Raw genomic sequence first — 18,504 nt, forward strand, 5'->3', positions numbered from 1 at the left:
CCTCACCGTGCCGGAAGGGCGTCCGGCGCTTGACCCTCCACGATAGACCGTGACCGCCACCAGGAGGCGCGGGCCGGGAGGCCACGTCGACCAGGCCCGGTAGACTGGTCCGCCGTGACCGAAACCCTGCCTGCCGCCGTCCTGTGGGACATGGACGGAACCCTCGTCGACACCGAACCGTACTGGTTCCTCTGCCAGGTCGAACTGGTCGAGTCGTTCGGCGGCACCTGGAGCCGCGAGGACGGCGACGCCATGATCGGGAGCGGCCTGTGGCAGTCCGCCCGGGTCCTGCAGTCCCACGGGGTCGACCTGACCGAGGACGAGATCATCGACCGCCTGACCACGGCGGTCCTCGAGCGGGCCGCGGTCGAGATCCCGTGGCGTCCCGGGGCGAAGGAACTCCTCGCCGAGCTCCGGCGAGAAGGCGTCCCGACCGCCCTGGTCACCATGTCCATCCGCCGCATGGCCCAGTTCATGGTCGACGCCATCGAGTTCGAGGCCTTCGACGCGATCGTCGCCGGCGACGACGTCGAACACGCCAAGCCGCACCCCGAGGCCTACCTGCGGGGTGCCGCCCTGCTGGGCGTCGACCCCGCCGACTGCATCGCCATCGAGGACAGCACCCCCGGCCTGGCCTCGGCCGTGGCCGCCGGCACCGTCGCGATCGGCGTCGAGCACCACGCACCGCTCGCCGACGACGGCCCCTACATCCGCCGCGACACCCTCGTCGGCACCACGGTCGACGACCTCCGCGCGTTGCACCGGGCCGGCCGTGCCGTCCGCGACCAGGCGACCTCCGACTCCTGACCCCGGTGCGCACGCCGCGCCTCCTGCACCCCTCGGGGTGCGACCCGATCGAAAGCAGCACCCTCGCATGACCGCGTTCCGCCGCCAGTCCGGCCCCTTCGTCGAAGGCGACAAGGTCCAGCTCACGGGCCCCAAGGGCAAGATGAACACCATCGTGCTGACCCCGGGCGCCGTGTTCCACACGCACCGCGGCATGATCGCGCACGACGACGTCGTCGGGTTGCCCGACGGGTCCGTCGTCCCCAGCACGACGGGCGACGAGTACCTCGCCCTCCGTCCGCTGCTGAGCGACTTCGTGATGTCCATGCCCCGGGGCGCGGCCATCGTCTACCCGAAGGACGCCGCCCAGATCGTGGCGTTCGCCGACATCTTCCCCGGCGCGACGGTCGTCGAGGCGGGCGTGGGTTCGGGTGCGCTGTCGCTCTGGCTGCTGCGGGCCGTCGGCCCCGAGGGTCGCCTGGCGTCCTTCGAGCGCCGACAGGAGTTCGCCGACGTCGCCGAGGGCAACGTCGCGAGCTTCTTCGGTGCCGAGCCCGAGAACTGGACGGTCACGGTCGGCGACCTGGCCGACGAGTTGCCCGCGGCGATGCCCGACGGGACGGTCGACCGGGTCGTGCTCGACATGCTCGCGCCGTGGGAGAACGTCGACGTCACGGCCGACGCCCTCAAGCCGGGCGGTCTGGTGATCTGCTACGTCGCCACCGCGACACAGCTCTCGCGCACGGCCGAGGCCCTGCGCGCCTCCGGGGCCTTCACCGAGCCCGACGCGTCCGAGACGCTCGTCCGCGGCTGGCACGTCGAGGGCCTCGCCGTCCGCCCCGACCACCGCATGATCGGGCACACCGGCTTCCTCCTCACCGCCCGCCGGCTGGCACCGGGAGCGGTGCTCCCGCAGCTCAAACGACGCCCCTCCAAGTCCGACTACAGCGATGCCGACGTCGAGGCCTGGACGCCCGGCGCACTCGGCGAGCGGTCGGCCAGCGACAAGAAGCTGCGCAAGACGGCACGCCAGGCCCGGACGGCGGCCGAGGCCGCGATCGCGGCGACCGAGGCCGTCGACGGCACCACCGACGGAGCCGGCGCCGACGGCACGTCGACCGGTTCCACCCCGGCCTGAGCATCGTCGAGGGCTCCGACCACCCCCGCTAAGCTGTCCCCGCATCCGAACGACCCGACCGGTCGCCCCACCCGACCCCCCGGTCGCCTCCACGAAATGAGTCCCCGTGCGCAAGATCCCCGCCCTCGTCGTGACGGTCGGCCTGCTCGCCTCGATGACGGCCTGCTCGAGCACGGCCGGCCCCGGCTCCGCCGGCTGCCCTCCCACGGGTGACGCCGCCTCGGTCGTCACCGCGACCGGCGACTTCGGCACGAAGCCCGACGTCGACGTGCCGACGCCGATCGTGACCAAGAAGACCGAGGTCTCGACGCTCATCGAGGGCGACGGTCAGCGACTCGTCGACGGCACCCCGGTCGTCATCGACTACACCCTGTTCGACGGCAGCACGGGCCAGGAACTCGAGGACAGCGGCTACGACGGCTCGACGAACGTCCCGTTGACGGTGGGCGGGCAGACGCTCGCCCCGCTCGTCGACGCGTTGGAGTGCTCCACGGTGGGGTCGCGCGTCGCGGTCGCCGTCAAGGCCAGCGACCTCTCGGCATCGATCAACGGCGCCGCGTCGACCCCGAACGACGATCCCGACGCCGCCTACGTCGCCGTCGTCGACGTCAAGCGGGCGTTCCTCGAGAAGGCCGACGGGGCCCTCCAGCTCGGCGCGGACGGCCTGCCCGCGGTGGTCACCGCCCCCGACGGTGCACCCGGCATCACGATCCCCGCGGGTGACGCCCCCACCGACGAGGTCGTGCACCTCGTCCGCAAGGGGCACGGTCCTACGTTGACCGCCGACGACTCCGCCGTCGTGCAGTTCACGGCCGTCACCTGGAGCCAGCCGTCCACGGTCGCGGGGTCGACCTGGACCAACGGCGGTTCGGCAACGCCGGTCGACCTCGGCGACGAGCAGATCCCCGACGACATCCGCTCGGCCCTGGTGGGCCAGCAGGTCGGCTCGCAGGTCATGGTCGTGCTCCCCGCGACGTCCGACAGCGGTGGCTCCGCCTACGTGTACGTGTTCGACGTGCTCGGGGCGATCCGATGACCCGGCCCTGCTGAGCCGGTCGCCGTGCCCACTGCCCGCACCCCCCGCGTCCCCGTCGAAGAGCGACTCTTCAGCCTCGTGTTGGCCTTGCTCGCGACGGACTCCGGGTTGAGCAAGACCGAGATCCTGTCGACCGTCCAGGGGTACCGCCAGAAGTACTCGCGCTCGGGTGACAACGCCGCGCTCGAGCGGCAGTTCGAGCGGGACAAGGACGACATCCGCGAACTGGGCGTCCCCCTCGAGACGATCGACGACCCGGCGGCGGCAGGCAACAACCAGGCACTCCGCTATCGCATCCCGCGGGGCGCGTACGAGCTGCCCGAGGACATCTCGTTCTCGTCCGAGGAGACCGCCCTCCTCACCTTGGCGGCGATGGTGTGGCGCGAGGGGTCGCTCTCGCACGAGTCCCGACGGGCACTCCTCAAGTTGCGCTCGCTCGGCGGCGCGGCGAGCGTTCCCGAGCTCGAGTACGCCCCTCGGCTCCGTTCCCGCGACGCGGCCTTCGAGCCGCTGCGGACGGCGCTCGACCGGGGCGTCGTCGTCCGGTTCGACTACCTGAAGCCCGGTGACGAGTCCGCCCGCCGGCGCGAGGTCGCCCCGGCAGCCCTGGTGCAGCACCAGGGCCGGTGGCTGGTGTCGGCGGTCGAGGTCGGCACGGGGGCGCTCAAGACCTTCCTCCTGTCCCGTGTCGTCGGCCCCGTCCAGCTGACCACCACCCCGTACACGAGACCCGACGACGCCACGGCCGAGCGCGCGCTGGCCGACCTCGAGCAGGTCTGGCGCGATCGCACCGCGACCGTCCGCGTCGAGCCCCTGTCCGACGCCGAGACCCGACTCGGCAAGCGCCGTGGCACGACCCGTCTCGATGCCGACACGCTCCTCGTCCACTGGACCGACGACAACCTGCTCGCCGACGAGCTGGCCTCCTTCGGTCCCGAGGTCACCGTCGTCGAACCCGACGGTCTCCGTGCCCTGGTGCGCACCCGCCTCGAGGCCGTGCTCGCCGCCCACACCACCGGCCCGGTCGACGGGGGTGCCCGTGGCTGAGCCCCGCGGTGCCCTCCACGCGGCCGACAAGCTCGCCTTCCTGCTGTCGCTCGTCCCGTGGCTCATGGACCACGAGCGAGTCAGCGTGGCCGAGGCGGCCGCGCACTTCGGCGTGAGCGTGGGCGAGATCCGGCGTGCGGTCGAGCTGATCGCCGTCTCGGGCGTCCCTGGCGAGACGACGCAGTACCAGCACGGCGACCTCTTCGACATCGCGTGGGACGACTTCGAGCAGAACGACGTCATCGTGCTGACCAACCTCGTCGCCATCGACGACTCGCCACGGTTCTCCGCCCGCGAAGCCGCCGCCCTCATCGCGGGCCTGCAGTACCTCTCGTCGCTGCCCGAGAACGCGGACCGCGCGGCCATCGCCACACTGATGAGCAAGCTGTCGCGTGGGGCGTCCAGCGAACCGAGCCAGGTGGCCGTCGACCAGTCCGAGACGAACGAGGTCCTGGGGCTCGTCGGCCGGGCGGTCGAGGCGGGCGTCCAGCTCGAGTTCGACTATCGCGGCACCCGGGGGGTCGCGGAACGACGGCGGGTGGACCCGCTGCGGGTCGAGTCGGTCGACGCCGACTGGTACCTCAGGGCCTGGGACCACCTGCGCGAGGCTCCCCGGACGTTCCGACTCGACCGGATCGCCTCCCCGGCGCTCACCGCGACTCCGATCGCTCACCGGGCCGACGACGTCACCCTGCCCGAGACGCTGTTCGAGGGGTCTCCGGACGACCTGGTCGTGGTGCTCGACCTCGACGCCGCCGCGGCGCCGCTCCTCGCGGACTATGGTCCCGACGAACCCGAACCCCTCCCGCACGACCGCGTGCGCCTCCGGTTGCGCGTCAACCGACTCGGCACGCTCTGTCGGCTCGTGGCGGGACTCCCGGGTCACCCCGAGGTCGTCGGGCCCGAGTCGGCGCGCTCGGCCGTGGCCGACTGGGCGCGTCGGGCGATCGAGCGTTACGACGTCGACCCGTCCGTCACTCCCTGAACGTCCGGCTGCGGCACGCCCTGTGCATCGCCTGCGCCGTGCCTGCCGCAGACGAGGCCGCACGGTAGAGTGGACGTCACCCTGCCCCGCAAGGAGACCCCATCATGTTCGGAAACGCGCTCTCAGGCTGGCACCTGATCATCATCCTGGCGATCGTCCTGTTGCTCTTCGGTGCGCCGAAGCTCCCGGCCCTCGCGAAGAGCATCGCCCAGTCGATGCGCATCTTCAAGAACGAGGTCAACAGCGACAAGAAGGAGTCGGCCGTCGACGACGACCTCGACGACCGTCCCGTCCGTCGTCCGGACGACTCGTCCGCCCGGTACACCGACGGTCCGACCGCACGCCGCGTCGACGACTCGTACCCGTCGCCGAACCGCGACGTCCCGCCGAAGTCCTGACGCGTGGCCACGACGACGACTCGTGGCGACAGCACCCAGGGAAGGGGCACGGGCCGCAGCCGAGGCCGCGACGGCAAGATGTCCCTCGGGCAACACCTGCTCGAGTTGCGCAAGCGACTCTTCATCTCCGCCCTGGCCCTCATCCTGGCCGCTGTCGCCGGTTGGTTCCTCGCGCCCTTCGTCCTCGACGCCCTGAGGTCGCCGGTCGAGGCGATCGCGGCGGCACGCACGGGTGAGACCACCCTCAACTACTCGAACATCACGGGCGCCTTCGACCTGAAGCTCCAGATCGCGGTCACCGTCGGGGTCGTCATCTCCAGTCCCGTCTGGCTGTACCAGGTCTGGGCCTTCATCGTTCCCGCCCTCGTGCGCAAAGAGAAGCTCTACGCCGTCGGCTTCATCGGCACCGCCATCCCGCTCTTCCTGGGCGGCTGCCTGGCGGGATGGTACGTGCTGCCCCACATCGTCGAGGTCATGACCGGCTTCGTCGACACCCAGGACGCGACGATCATCGAGTCGAAGGTCTACTACGACTTCGTCCTCAAGCTGGTGCTCGCCGTGGGCATCGCCTTCGTCATGCCGGTGTTCCTGGTGCTGTTGAACTTCGTGGGCGTCGTCTCGGCCGCCGCCATCGTCAAGGGCTGGCGGGTGGCCATCCTCGTCATCGTCCTGTTCACCGCGATCGCGACCCCGTCGGCCGACATCTTCTCGATGTTCCTCCTGGCCATCCCCATGATCGTGCTGTTCTTCCTCGCCGCCGGCGTCGCCTGGCTGCACGACCGCCGGGTCGCGAAGCGGGCAGCCGCGCTCGACGCCGAACTCGCGGCGGGGTGACCCGGTGAGCCCCGACCTCAGTCCCGCGGAACGCTTCGCCGCGGCGAAGACGCGAGACAAGACCCCCAAGCTCCAGGCCTTCCGGTCCCGTCTCGGCTTCGCCCTCGACCCGTTCCAGCTCGCCGCGTGCGCCGCCCTCGAAGCGGGCGACAGCGTCCTCGTCGCGGCACCGACCGGCGCCGGCAAGACCCTGGTGGCCGAGTACGCGATCCATCTCGCCATGCAGGACCCGCGGGCCAAGGTGTTCTACACCGCACCCATGAAGGCACTGAGCAACCAGAAGTTCCAAGAACTCGTGGCCGAGTACGGAGCGTCCGAGGTCGGGCTGCTCACCGGTGACACGAACGTGAACTCCCGGGCGCGCATCGTCGTGATGACGACCGAGGTGCTCCGCAACATGATCTACGCCGGGTCCGAGATGCTGACCGACCTGCGGTACGTCGTCCTCGACGAGGTCCACTTCCTGGCCGACCGGTTCCGCGGCGCGGTCTGGGAAGAAGTCATCATCCACCTGCCGCTCGACGTGAGGCTCATCTCGTTGAGCGCCACGGTGTCGAACGCCGAAGAGTTCGGCGACTGGCTCCAGACGGTCCGGGGGAGCACCGAGGTCATCGTCTCCGAGGACCGTCCCGTGCCCCTCGACCAACACGTCCTGGTCGGGGGCAAGTTCCTCGACCTCTTCGACTCCTCGGGGCAGGCCGCGACGAACCGGGTCAACCCCGAGCTCCTGCGCGCGACCTCGCTCGGCCGACGCGGCGGGCGGAGCGGTGGTCGTCGAGACGGCCACTCCGCGGGTCGGACCGGCCCCCGGGGCCACGTCGTACCGCCGACGCAGGGCGGTCCCGGTCGCCTCGACCGCTGGAAGATCGTCGAGATGCTCGACGACCAGAACCTGCTTCCCGCGATCTTCTTCGTCTTCAGCCGGGTCGGCTGCGACCAGGCCGTGTCCCAGGTGCTGCGGTCGGGCATCCGTCTCACGACCGCCGACCAGCGTCGTGAGATCCGCGAGATCGTCGAGGCCCGTTGTCGCACCCTGCGCGACGAAGACCTCGCGGTCCTCGGCTACTGGCGGTGGCTCGACGGGCTCGAGCGAGGTGTGGCGGCCCACCACGCCGGCCTGTTGCCGGCCTTCAAGGAAGTCGTCGAAGAGCTCTTCCAGAAGAAGCTCGTCAAGGTCGTGTTCGCGACCGAGACGCTGGCGCTCGGCATCAACATGCCGGCCCGCACGGTCGTGCTCGAGAAGCTCGAGAAGTTCAACGGCGAGGCTCGGGTGCCCATCACGCCCGGCGAGTACACCCAGTTGACCGGTCGTGCCGGTCGCCGGGGCATCGACGTCGAGGGCCACTCGCTCATCCAGTGGCAGCAGGGTCTCGACCCGCAGGCCGTCGCCTCGTTGGCCTCGCGGCGCACCTACCCGATGAACAGCAGCTTCCGGCCGACGTACAACATGGCCGTCAACCTCATCGAGCAGTTCGGACGATCCCGCACCCGCGAGGTGCTCGAGACGTCGTTCGCACAGTTCCAGGCCGACCGCTCGGTCGTCGACCTGGCCCGCAAGGTGCGATCGCAGCAGCAGTCACTCGACGGCTACGCCGCGTCGATGGCGTGCCACCTGGGTGACTTCGGCGAGTACACGATGCTGCGTCGCGAGGTCGGCGACCTCGAGAAGCAGGGGGCGGCCCGGGCCGACTCGCAGTCGCGGGCCGAGCGCGACAAGCGTCAGCGTCGCATCGGCGAACTGCGTCGGCAGGTGCGGACGCACCCCTGCCATGCCTGTCCGGAGCGCGAACAGCACGCCCGCTGGTCCGAGCGCTGGTTCAAGCTGAAGAAACAGACCGACCAACTGTCGGCGCAGATCCGCAGTCGGACCGGCGCCGTCGCCAAGGTCTTCGACCGGGTCACCGACGTGCTGCTCGACCGCGGCTACCTCGTCCCCACGGGCACGAACGCAGGAGGGGCGGGTCGCGTCCCGCGGGACGCCGAGGTCACCGTCGCCCCGACCGGTCGCACGTTGCGGCGCATCTACGGCGATCGCGACCTGCTCGTGGCCGAGAGCCTGCGCCTCGGTGTGTGGAACATGCTCGACGTGCCGTCCATGGCGGCCATGGCGGCCACCCTCGTGTACGAGCCCCGTCGGGACGAAGGCCAGCTCTCCGAGCGATTCCTGCCTCGCGGCGAGTTCCGTGCCGCGCTCGACGCCACGCAGCTGCTCTGGGCGGAGCTCGACGACCTCGAGCACGAGCACCACCTTCCGGGCAGCCAGCCCCCGGCACCGGGTCTCGCCCTCGCGATGCACCGTTGGGCCCGAGGTGCCGCACTCGATTCTGTGCTCGACGACGCCGACCTCGCCGCCGGCGACTTCGTCCGCTGGACGAAGCAGACGATCGACCTGCTCGACCAGCTGTCGGTCGTGGGGGACCTGCCGGTCGGTCCGACGGCCCGGCAGGCGCTCGACGCCGTCCGTCGCGGCATCGTGGCCTACACCGCGGTCGGCCCCTGACCCTCCTCCCCGACGAGGCCGGACGTCCGCCGAGGACGACCGGCCTCCCAGACGCCGCCACCTAGAATCACGGGGTGTCTTCCCGAGCGACCGACGTCCGACTGCCCCTCTGGCTCGCCCTGATCGTCGCCCTCGGTGCCGGCGCCGTCCTCGACGGCGGCTTCCCGGACGGCGACGTCTGGCCGCTGACCTTCGTCGGCATCGGGTTCGTGCTGGTGGCCCTCCGGGGCCGATCGCTCGGCGGTTCCTTCCTGGTCGGGCTCGTGGCGGGCCTGTCCTTCTACCTGATCCACATCTCGTGGGCGACGCTCTTCCTCGGTGTCGTCCCCTGGGCCGCGCTGTCGACCCTCGAGGCGCTCTTCTTCGCCGCCGGGGCGATGCTCATCACCCTCGCGTACCGCTGGGTCCCGCTCATCTGGCCCGGCACCCTGGGCCGCACGGTCCTCCTGCCCGTCGCCGTCGGGGGGCTCTGGACGCTCCGTGAGTTCGTCGCCGGCAACTGGCCCTACGGCGGCTTCGCCTGGGGTCGCGTGGCTCTCAGCCAGTCCGAGAGCCCGTTCGCCGGTCTCGTCGCCTGGCTCGGCATCTCGGGGCTGTCGTTCCTCATGGTGGCGATCGTCGCCGCACTGATCCAGCTCGCCCTGCAGACGACCGTCCGGGGTTCGACCCGCGTGCTCGCCGCTGCCACGGTCGTGGTCGCCGCCCTCGCGGTGCCGCACTGGCCGACGCACTCCTCGGGCACCGCCACCATCGCCGCCGTCCAGGGCGACGGCGACGCCGGCTACTTCGCCGACCGGCAGTACGGCGACCTGACCAACGCCCAGGTCCTCGCGATGAGCGACTTGCAGGCCCAGCTCGCACGGCTGCCGGAGGACCAGCGCTCCCTCGACATGATCGTCTGGCCCGAGGGAGGCAGCGACCGTGATCCCACCCGCGACGCCACCGGCCAGTACGTCTTCGACGCGATCTCCCGTGGCTACGACGCCCCCCTCGTGTCGGGCGTCATCACCGAGAGCGACGACGGTGAGACCGTCCACAACTCGTCCCTGCTCTGGTCGGACGGTGGAGTGGCGGACCAGTACGACAAGAAGCACCCGGTCCCGTTCGGGGAGTACGTCCCCGATCGCGCCTTCTGGCGGCCCTTCGCTCCCGACCTGATCGACCTCATCGGGCGGGACTACACGCCGGGCACGCGGGACGAGGTCTTCGACCTCGGTGACTTCCGTGCCGGGATCTCGATCTGCTTCGACATCGTCGACGACCAGCTCATCACCAACATGATGGACGAGGGCGCGCAGGTCATCATCGGCCAGACCAACAACGCCGACTTCGGGACCCGTCCCGGGCAGACCGACGAGAACGAGCAACAGCTCGCCATTGCACGCCTGCGGGCGATCGAGACGGCACGTCCCCTCGTCAACGTCTCGACCGTCGCCTCGACGCGGGCCATCGACGCCTCGGGCAGGACGACCGCGAGCATCCCCGACTACGAGCCCGGAACGATGGTGGCTGTCGTCGACCTCGGTACCGGGACGACGCCCGCCGTCGTGGCGAGTCGAGCGATCGAACTCCTCGTGTCGTTCTTCGGTCTCGCGATGCTGCTGCTGTCGCGCCCCTTCATCGGGACCCGGCGTTCCACTCGTCGACGCCGGCTCGACGAGGCACCCGACCCGATCCTGCCGCGGTGGCGGGTCGTCGACTGACGGTCCGGCCCCGCCGGGACGAGAGAAGGCCCGACCACCGTGAGGTGGTCGGGCCTTCTCGTCGGATCGCTGCCGGACGGGTCGTCAGGCGCCGATCTTGTGCTGACCCTTTCGGGCCCTGAGGAAGTCGAGTCGTTCTTGGAGGAGCTCCTCGAGCTCGTCACGGCTGCGTCGCTCGAGCAACATGTCCCAGTGGCTCCGGGGGACCTTCACGTCTCCGGCGTCGATCTCGACGGGCTTGCCGTCGGCCGAGAGCAGACGACCCTCTTGGCCGCTCTTGGGCGACTGCCAGATGTCCGGGATCTCGGCGTCCGCAGCGAACACCATGTCGAACGTCTGACCGTCGGTCGTCTGGTAGACGGCCTTCTTGCGGGGCGAGAACTCCACGCCCTCTTCGCTCTGCAGGCTCTGGCTGCCGAGCCTCATTCCGCGCAAACTGCGATCTGCCATTGTGTGGTCTCCTCTCGCGTTGCAATCACCCGTTGTAACCCGTTCTGGACCTCCGCCGTTCCGAGCCGTGCGATTTCACAGTCCCTTCACAGTGCCCGGGCAGTCTCGGGCCAGGGTCACACGGCGCGCCGACGCACCTCGTCGAGCGCCAGGTCCGCGCGATCGGTGACGATGCCGTGCACGCCCAGGTCGAGCAGCCTCACCATGTCGTCAGGCTCGTTGACGGTCCACACGTGTGTCTCGACGCCCAGGGCCGCCCACTCGGCCACGCGCGCAGCCGTGACGATGCGGACCGGGCCCTTGCGCTCAGGGACCTGGACGGCCCGGCACCCGACGAGGGCGCGCCGCACCAGTGACCGCCGGAGGCGGGGGAGCGGTACGAGGCCTGCGGCCACCGCCGCGACGATGCCCCGGGACGAGGCCGACGTCGCGACTCCCGGCAGCGCCCGGACCGCCCGCAGACGCCTCCGGTGGTCGAACGAGGTCACCAGGACGCGATCCGTCGCCCGGACGCGGGCGATCGCTCGAACGGCCGGCGCGACGGCCTCGTCCGACTTGAGGTCGATGTTGAACCGGGTCTCGGGGAAGGCGTCGAGCGCCTCGTCGAGGGTGGGGATCTCGTGCTCACCGTCGAGCCGGACCATCTTGACCTCCGCGAGGTCGAGGTCGAGGAGGCGCTGCTCACGTCCCGCGAGCCGCGTCAGGTCGGGATCGTGGCTGATCACCGCGATGCCGTCGCGCGTGGCGTGCACGTCGGTCTCGACGTACGTCGCCCCGGCCGACACGGCGAGGGCGAACGCCAGCATCGTGTTCTCCGGGGCGTCGACGGCCAGGCCGCGATGCGCCAACACCCGGGGGCCGGCCGGAGCGAACCAGCCGGCCGAGATCGGGGGAGCGGACGGCACTACGAGGTCGCCGGAGGAGTGGTCGGCCCGGTGTCCGTCGCGCTCGCTCCGGGAGCCGGCCGATCGGCGCCGGCCGCACCCGCGCCTCCGGAACCGACACCGGAGCCGGTCTCACCGGGCGTGGTGACGGTCGGGAAGCCGAGGTCCGGTTCGGCCTCGAGGTCGACGGTCGATGCGAGGTCGGGCGTGACGTCCATCTCGGAGACCTTGGGGGCCTCGGTCGGGGTCCACCCCGGGGCGTTCGGGTCGCGCGGGGCGAAGAAGCCCTGCCCGATGCCCTTCAGGGCCTCGGTCAACTCGCTCGGGATGATCCACATCGTGTTGGCCGAGCCGTCCGCGATCTTCGGCAGGGTCTGGAGGTACTGGTACGCGAGCAGCTTCGGGTCGGGGTCGCCGGCGTGGATGGCGTTGAAGACCGTCGCGATGGCCTCGGCTTCGCCCTGTGCCCGCAGCACCTGGGCCTTGGCGTCGCCCTCGGCCTTGAGGATCGACGACTGTCGCGACCCCTCGGCCTCGAGGATCTGGGACTGCTTGGTGCCCTCGGCGGTGAGGATGGCGGCGCGACGGTTGCGCTCGGCACGCATCTGCTGCTCCATGGAGTCCTGGATCGACAGGGGCGGATCGATGGCCTTCAGCTCGACGCGGCCGACCCGGATGCCCCATTTCCCGGTGGCCTCGTCGAGCACGATGCGCAACTGGCCGTTGATGTTGTCGCGACTGGTGAGGGCCTGCTCGAGGTTCAACCCACCGACCACGTTGCGCAGCGTGGTCGTCGTGAGCTGTTCGACGGCCCCGAGGTAGTTGGCGATCTCGTAGGTGGCCGCCCGGGCGTCGGTCACCTGGAAGTACACGACCGTGTCGATCGAGACGACCAGGTTGTCCTCGGTGATGACGGGCTGCGGCGGGAACGAGACGACCTGCTCGCGCATGTCGATCAGCGGCCGCACGCGGTCGATGAACGGCACCAGCAGGTTGAGCCCGGGGGAGAGGGTCTTGTGGTACCGCCCCAGACGTTCGACCACGCCGGCACTCGCCTGCGGGATGATGCGGACCGAGCGGAAGAGGATGACGAGGACGAGCACGACGACGATCGCGACGACCACGATCGTGACGACGGTTCCGGCACTGATGGTGTCCATGGCTTCAGGACCTCTCTGCGGGGGCGACGAAGGCGGTCGACCCCTCGATGGCGGTCACGACGACCGGGGCCCCGGTGTCGAGTGCGAGGTCGGCGCCCGCCGACGTCGCGGGGGAGGACAGCACGCGGGCTGTCCAGGTCTCGCCGTTCGACAGCTTGACCTGGCCGGGGTCGGAGCCGATGGGCACCACGACCGTGCCGCGCAGCCCGAGCAGCGCCTCGACGTTGCTGGGGGTCGGATCGCCCCCGCGGCGGAGCGCCCGCAGCAACGGCGGCCGCACGGTGAACAGCAACAGGACCGCGAGGACGGCCGCGATGATCGCCTGCAGCCACCACGGGGCGCCGAAGAAGCCGGCGAGCAGACCGCCGACGCTGCCGATGGCGAGCATGAGGAAGGTGAATTCGAGCGTCGTCACCTCGACGATGACGAACACCAGGATGAGCGCGATCCACGCGACCCATGCGTAATCGTTCAAGACGTCCACGTCGACCTTCTCTCGTTCCCCTGTTATGAAAACTATCACCCGCCCCTGACGATGACGAGGGGGATTGGTAGGGTCGAGTCCGGTCCACGGGCCGATCGATCCCCGCACAGTCTGGAGCACGCCTTGTCCAACCCCCTCGCCGCAGAGTCCCTCGCCGGAGCCCGAGTCCTGGTCACCGGATCGTCCCGGGGGATCGGTGCCGACACCGTGCGCTACTTCGCCGAGGCCGGAGCCAAGGTCGTCGTGAACTACCGCAACAAGGAGAAGCGCGCACTGCAGCTCGTCTCGACCATCGAGCAGGCGGGCGGCGAGGCGATCGCCATCGGGGCCGACCTCACCGACGAGGCCAGCCTGGCGGCGATGTTCGACACGGTGCGTGACGCCTGGGGCGGCCTCGACGTGCTCGTGATGAACGCCTCGGGCGGCATGGAGACGGGCATGGCCGAGGACTACGCACTCAAGCTCAACCGCGACGCCCAGGTGGCGCTCTTGACCGCGGCCCTGCCGCTGCTCGCCCCGGGGTCGCGCGTCGTCTTCGTCACGAGCCACCAGGCGCACTTCATCCGCACGACCGAGACGATGCCCGAGTACCTCCCCGTCGCCCTCAGCAAGCGTGCCGGCGAGGACGCCCTGCGCGAGATGCTGCCGCAGCTCGAGACCGCGGGCGTCGAGTTCGTCGTGGTCTCGGGGGACATGATCGAGGGCACGATCACGGCGACCCTGCTCGAACGCTCGAACCCCGGTGCCATCTCGTCGCGGAAAGAGAGCGCGGGCAAGCTGTACAACGTCGCCGAGTTCGCCGCCGAGGTCGCGTCGGCCGCCGTCGACCCCGTCCCGGCCGACCACACCCGCCTGGTGGGCGACACCAGCGACTTCGCCCCGATCGTCTGAGACGGGCCCCTTCGTGACCGAGCGCATCGTCCGACCGACCTCGCGCCTCCTCGTCCTCGACGACGACGACCGCGTGCTGCTGATGAAGACGGTGGCGCCCGACACGAGTCGCGTCGCTCGCTGGATCACGCCGGGTGGCGGGGTCGACCCGGGCGAGACCCATGTCGAGGCGGCGATCCGCGAGTTGCACGAAGAGACCGGTCAGGTGGTCACCGAGGTCGGTGACGTCGTGCGCGTGGACGACTTCGAGGTGTCCTGGGACGACGCCGACCACACGCACGGTCACGCCGAATTCTACGTCGTCCGCCTTCCGCACTTCGAGGTCGTCGACGACGACTGGACCGACGACGAGCGCAGCGACATCCTCGAGTCGCGCTGGTTCACCCTCGACGAGCTGGCGACCACCGACGAGCCGGTCGAACCCGGCGACCTGGCCGAGCTGCTGCGTCGGGTGCTGGCCTAGTCATCCGGGGCGTGAGGGCGGGGCGCCACCCGAGCCACCGTGCACCCCTTCCGGCGTCACTACCGCGCGACTGATAATGCACATTATGTCAAGTAACATCGAGAGGGGCGACGGAAGCGCTCCCCGCTGACGCACGCCGCGCCTCCTCGGAGTTTCCTGGTCGCATGACGACCGACACGACCCCCACGCCGCCCGACGACGCGCATCGCCGACCCCAGGGGCTCGACGACGACACCGTCGCTGCCCTCGGTGAACTCTCCGCCGCGCTCGAGATCGTCGAGCAGGCCCGTGGATTCCTCTACGGATTCCACCGACTGACGGGCAAGGCCGACCTCGCCCTCGGCGATGCCGTGGAATCGCTTCGCCGAGCCGGGCACGACGAGATCGCCGACCTGCTGGACCGGGACCTCGTCGGTCGCAACGTCGTCGAGGGACGCTGGACCTACCAACTCGTCGAGGACTACGACGACGGCTACTACGCCGCCTTCCGCGACCATGAGAAGAACGTACGTGATTCCTTGGCGGACGGCAAGAAGCACCTCTTCGAGGCCGAGATGAAGGAGGCGCGGCGCAGCCACGGACGGCGCCACCACGAGGCGCTCCCCCGCGAGACCGCCGTCGACCTCGGGAGCAGCACGGACGGCGCGGTCGACCCCTCCGCCTGAGAGGATGGTGCGATGACTCCTCCGCCGATCGACGGGCCCCGCATCGAGGCCGCCGTGCTCGAACTGCTCACCGCGATCGGTGAGGACGTCGACCGGCCCGGGCTCGAGTCGACCCCCCGACGCGTGGCCGACGCCTACGCCGAGTTCTTCTCGGGGCTCACGGTCGACGCGGCCGAACTCGTCCGCCAGGCCACCGTCCCGGCCGAAGCGCACCAGCTGGGCGAGGTCGTGATCGTTCGCGACATCTCGTTCCGGTCGGTGTGCGAGCACCACCTGCTGCCCTTCGTCGGCGTCGCTCACGTGGCCTACGTCCCGGGCGAGACGATCGTCGGCTTGGGTGCGCTCCCCCGCGTGGTCGACGCGGTCGCCTCGCGCCCCCAGCTCCAGGAGCGGCTCGGCGAGGAGATCGCCGAGGCCGTGGAGACCGGCGCCCGCCCCGACGGCGTCCTCGTGGTGCTCGACGCCTCGCACGGATGCGTCACGACCCGGGGCCCCCGTCAGACGGGCAGCACGACGGTGACGCTCGCGAGCCGGGGCGTCCTGTCCACGCCGTCGGCGCGGGCCGAGGCGGTCGCCCTGATCGGCACCTCCCGTGGCTGAGGCGGCCGCTCCCTCCCCCGCGGCCGACCCCGCCGGATTCGCCGTGCCGCCCCTCCTCGTCCCCCGCCGCCGCATCGGGTCGCGGACCTTCGACTTCTCGCACCAGGTCGCCGTGATGGCGATCGTCAACCGCACGCCCGACTCGTTCTTCGACCGTGGCGCCACCTTCGCCCTCGACCGCGCCGTGGAGGCCGCCGTGGACGCGGCCGAGGCGGGCGCCGACTGGGTCGACATCGGGGGCGTCCCCTTCGCGCCCGGGCCCGAGCTGTCCGCCTCCGACGAACTCGACCGGGTGCTGCCCGTGGTCGAGGCGCTCGCGAGCCGGTCCGACGTCGTGATCTCGGTCGACACCTTCCGCCCCGAGGTCGCCGAACGCGTCATCGCCGCCGGGGCGCACGTCGTCAACGACACCACGGGGCTCCACGATCCGCGCCTGGCCGACGTGGTCGCCGACAGCGAGGCCACGCTCGTCGTCACCCACAGCCTGGCGGCACCACGGCGTCCGCACCCCCGTCCGCACTACGGCGACGTCGTGGCCGAGGTCGTCGAGTTCCTCGCACGACGGGTCGACGTCGCCCGTGCCCACGGCGTGCCCGACGACCGACTCGTCGTCGATCCGGGGCACGACCTGAACAAGACGACCCGGCACTCGCTCGAACTCACCCGGCGCCTGTCCGAGGTGGCGGCCCTGGGTCACCCGACGCTCGCCGCGGTGTCCAACAAGGACTTCGTCGGCGAGTCGCTCGGTCGCGACAAGCCCGACCGCCTGGCGGGCTCGCTCGCGGCGGCCACGGTGAGCGTGCTGCAGGGCGCACGCATCGTCCGCATGCACGACGTCCGGGCCAGCGTCGACGCCGTCCGGATGATCGAGGCGATCCTCGGCTGGCGGGAACCCCTCGTCGAGCGCCACAACCTCGACGAGGCCGCCTCGTGACCGCGACCACCCTCGTGCAGCTGCACCCCGCTCCCCCGGTCGGCCGTAACGCACTGACGATCGACGACCTCGTCGAGCTCCACCGGCCCCACGACCGGACGACGCCGTCCGTGCGGGCGAACTTCGTCGCCAGCGTCGACGGATCGGCGACGGCGGCCGGCAGGACGCGCGACCTGGGCGGGCCGGCCGACCTGCTCGTCTTCGACCTGCTGCGCCGACTCTGCGACGTGGTCGTGGTCGGGGCGGGCACGGTCCGCGACGAGGGCTACGGCCCGATGCGACTCGACGACGAGGCCGTCGCCTGGCGTCGGGCCGCGGGCCTGTCCGACCACCCCGTTTTCGCCGTGGTCTCGAGCGGACTCGGCCTCGACCCGGCGAGCGGCGTTTTCGCCGACGCGCCCGTCCGCCCCCTGGTGCTCACCCACGACGCGGCACCCCGCGCGGCTCGGGCCCGACTCGACGAGGTTGCCGACGTCGTGTCGTGCGGTCGCGACCGGGTGGACCCGCGCCTCCTCGTCCGGGTCCTGGTCGAGCGCGGGCTTCCCCAGATCCACACCGAAGGAGGCCCGGCGTTGCTCGGCGACCTCGTCGCCGCCGACGTCGTCGACGAGCTGTGCCTCACCGTGTCGCCCAACCTCGAGGGCGGAGCCGGCCCGCGCATCGTCGCGGCCCGCGACGAGATGGCCCTGCGCGGCCTCGCCCTCGACCACGTCCTGGTGTCGGGCGACATGCTCCTCACGAAATGGTCGCGACGGCGCTAGGTCGCGACGGCGCTAGGTCGCGACGGCGCTAGGTCGCGACGGCGCTGGGTGGCGGCCGCGCGACGCGAGGTCAGGAGGCGCGGGCTCCGCGGGCGATCAGCTCGCCTTCTCGCCGAAACCGCCTTCGATCAAGGCGATGAGGTCGTCCACGGCGGCCGCGGCGTCGGGACCGGTCGCCATGACGGCCACCGTCGAACCGACGCCCACGTTCAACCCCATGATGCGGAGCAGGCTCTTGGCGTCGACACCGTTCACCGTGACGTCGGCCTGGAACCGCGACGCGTGCGTGACGAGATCGGCGGCAGGACGGGCGTGCAGCCCCGACGCGTTGACGAGGACGGCCGAGCGCTCGACGGCGTCGCCACCTCGGAGGTCGCGCTCGTCGGCGTGCGCGTCGGCGACGCCGGTGGCCGTCCGGGCGGCCGCCGCCACGGCCTCGAGGTCTCCCCCGGTCTCGGCGGAGACGGCCGCGGCGACCGTTCCCTCGACCAGTGGCGCGTCGGCGATGAGCACCCGCTGCTTGTCGGCGTCGTCGAGGAAGTCGACGGCCGTCTCGCTCGTCAGGATGGCGGAACCGAGGTCGCAGAGCACGACCGCCCCGCCGTCCCGCCCGGCCTCGGCCAGGGCGGCGGAGATCTTGTCGAAGCTGGTGCCGATGGACCCGTCGTCCGTCCCTCCGGCGGCCACGAGGGTGGTCGTGGGGGCCATCTGGCGAGCGAGGTCGACCACGCCCTCGGCGATCTTGACACTGTGCGAGACGACGACGATTCCGATGGTGGGCATGC

20 protein-coding genes are annotated in these 18,504 nt (G+C 71.0%); 15 read left to right on the plus strand and 5 right to left on the minus strand.

From position 1 onward, the window contains the following. Positions 1-114: 114 nt before the first annotated feature. From IFT79_RS08865 to lnt, 9 genes are all read left to right on the plus strand, one after another. Positions 115-807: an HAD family hydrolase gene (locus IFT79_RS08865; protein WP_233568315.1), complete on the plus strand. Its 693-nt coding sequence runs from the start codon at positions 115-117 to the stop codon at positions 805-807. Between the two features lie 67 nt (positions 808-874). After that, positions 875-1,924, plus strand: a complete 1,050-nt coding sequence (locus IFT79_RS08870) for a tRNA (adenine-N1)-methyltransferase (RefSeq protein WP_192123678.1) — start codon at positions 875-877, stop codon at positions 1,922-1,924. 106 nt (positions 1,925-2,030) lie between these two features. After that, positions 2,031-2,960 carry a hypothetical protein gene (locus tag IFT79_RS08875; protein ID WP_192123680.1) on the plus strand — a complete coding sequence of 310 codons (930 nt, stop codon included), beginning with the start codon at positions 2,031-2,033 and terminating at the stop codon, positions 2,958-2,960. 24 nt (positions 2,961-2,984) lie between these two features. Continuing rightward, the gene (locus tag IFT79_RS08880) at positions 2,985-4,007 is read left to right on the plus strand and encodes a helix-turn-helix transcriptional regulator (RefSeq protein WP_123570048.1); all 1,023 of its coding nucleotides are present in this window, start codon (positions 2,985-2,987) and stop codon (positions 4,005-4,007) included. Continuing rightward, positions 4,000-4,992, plus strand: coding sequence for a helix-turn-helix transcriptional regulator (locus tag IFT79_RS08885; protein WP_056047399.1), 993 nt, complete (start codon positions 4,000-4,002; stop codon positions 4,990-4,992). The genes IFT79_RS08880 and IFT79_RS08885 overlap by 8 nt, the downstream gene beginning before the upstream one ends. A 104-nt stretch (positions 4,993-5,096) precedes the next feature. Beyond that, positions 5,097-5,390 (plus strand): twin-arginine translocase TatA/TatE family subunit, encoded by a 294-nt coding sequence (gene tatA, locus IFT79_RS08890; protein WP_159826684.1) that lies wholly within the window; start codon positions 5,097-5,099, stop codon positions 5,388-5,390. A gap of 78 nt (positions 5,391-5,468) precedes the next feature. Further along, entirely contained in the window at positions 5,469-6,224 is a 756-nt protein-coding gene (gene tatC / locus IFT79_RS08895; protein ID WP_056047397.1) for a twin-arginine translocase subunit TatC, read from the plus strand. A 4-nt stretch (positions 6,225-6,228) separates the two neighbouring features. Then, positions 6,229-8,724: a DEAD/DEAH box helicase gene (locus tag IFT79_RS08900; RefSeq protein WP_159826686.1), complete on the plus strand. Its 2,496-nt coding sequence runs from the start codon at positions 6,229-6,231 to the stop codon at positions 8,722-8,724. 74 nt (positions 8,725-8,798) lie between these two features. Continuing rightward, on the plus strand, positions 8,799-10,427 hold the full coding sequence (gene lnt / locus IFT79_RS08905; RefSeq protein ID WP_192123682.1) for an apolipoprotein N-acyltransferase: 1,629 nt from the start codon (positions 8,799-8,801) through the stop codon (positions 10,425-10,427). A gap of 84 nt (positions 10,428-10,511) precedes the next feature. On the opposite strand, the gene IFT79_RS08910 is transcribed toward lnt, so the two are convergent. From IFT79_RS08910 to IFT79_RS08925, 4 genes are all read right to left on the minus strand, one after another. Continuing rightward, the gene (locus tag IFT79_RS08910) at positions 10,512-10,877 is read right to left on the minus strand and encodes an RNA polymerase-binding protein RbpA (protein ID WP_043594952.1); all 366 of its coding nucleotides are present in this window, start codon (positions 10,875-10,877) and stop codon (positions 10,512-10,514) included. Between the two features lie 116 nt (positions 10,878-10,993). Further along, positions 10,994-11,782, minus strand: a complete 789-nt coding sequence (locus tag IFT79_RS08915; protein WP_342211803.1) for a glycerophosphodiester phosphodiesterase family protein — start codon at positions 11,780-11,782, stop codon at positions 10,994-10,996. After that, positions 11,782-12,921, minus strand: a complete 1,140-nt coding sequence (locus tag IFT79_RS08920) for an SPFH domain-containing protein (protein WP_192123684.1) — start codon at positions 12,919-12,921, stop codon at positions 11,782-11,784. The genes IFT79_RS08915 and IFT79_RS08920 overlap by 1 nt, the downstream gene beginning before the upstream one ends. A gap of 4 nt (positions 12,922-12,925) precedes the next feature. Then, complete coding sequence (locus IFT79_RS08925; RefSeq protein ID WP_342211804.1) at positions 12,926-13,405, minus strand: NfeD family protein; 480 nt, start codon at positions 13,403-13,405, stop codon at positions 12,926-12,928. Positions 13,406-13,528: 123 nt separating this feature from the next. Between IFT79_RS08925 and IFT79_RS08930 the strand changes: the two genes are divergently transcribed. The 6 genes from IFT79_RS08930 to IFT79_RS08955 all read left to right on the plus strand — a co-directional run bounded on the left by IFT79_RS08930 (position 13,529) and on the right by IFT79_RS08955 (position 17,719). Further along, on the plus strand, positions 13,529-14,296 hold the full coding sequence (locus IFT79_RS08930; protein WP_056045077.1) for an SDR family oxidoreductase: 768 nt from the start codon (positions 13,529-13,531) through the stop codon (positions 14,294-14,296). A gap of 13 nt (positions 14,297-14,309) precedes the next feature. Further along, entirely contained in the window at positions 14,310-14,759 is a 450-nt protein-coding gene (locus tag IFT79_RS08935; protein ID WP_342211805.1) for an NUDIX hydrolase, read from the plus strand. Between the two features lie 164 nt (positions 14,760-14,923). Then, complete coding sequence (locus IFT79_RS08940) at positions 14,924-15,424, plus strand: hypothetical protein (RefSeq protein WP_192123686.1); 501 nt, start codon at positions 14,924-14,926, stop codon at positions 15,422-15,424. Positions 15,425-15,436: 12 nt separating this feature from the next. Next, on the plus strand, positions 15,437-16,024 hold the full coding sequence (gene folE / locus IFT79_RS08945; protein ID WP_192123687.1) for a GTP cyclohydrolase I FolE: 588 nt from the start codon (positions 15,437-15,439) through the stop codon (positions 16,022-16,024). Continuing rightward, a complete protein-coding gene (folP, locus tag IFT79_RS08950; RefSeq protein ID WP_342211806.1) occupies positions 16,017-16,958 on the plus strand; it encodes a dihydropteroate synthase in 942 nt (313 codons plus the stop codon). The genes folE and folP overlap by 8 nt, the downstream gene beginning before the upstream one ends. After that, positions 16,955-17,719, plus strand: a complete 765-nt coding sequence (locus IFT79_RS08955) for a dihydrofolate reductase family protein (RefSeq protein WP_199859524.1) — start codon at positions 16,955-16,957, stop codon at positions 17,717-17,719. Before folP ends, IFT79_RS08955 begins: the two co-directional genes overlap by 4 nt. A gap of 96 nt (positions 17,720-17,815) precedes the next feature. Here the strand turns inward: IFT79_RS08955 and dhaM are convergent, their stop codons facing one another. Beyond that, a complete protein-coding gene (gene dhaM, locus IFT79_RS08960; RefSeq protein WP_056045065.1) occupies positions 17,816-18,502 on the minus strand; it encodes a dihydroxyacetone kinase phosphoryl donor subunit DhaM in 687 nt (228 codons plus the stop codon). Between the last annotated feature and the right edge of the window lie 2 nt (positions 18,503-18,504).

The sequence above is a fragment of the Frigoribacterium sp. CFBP 8759 genome, from assembly GCF_014841655.1.
GTDB lineage: Bacteria > Actinomycetota > Actinomycetes > Actinomycetales > Microbacteriaceae > Frigoribacterium.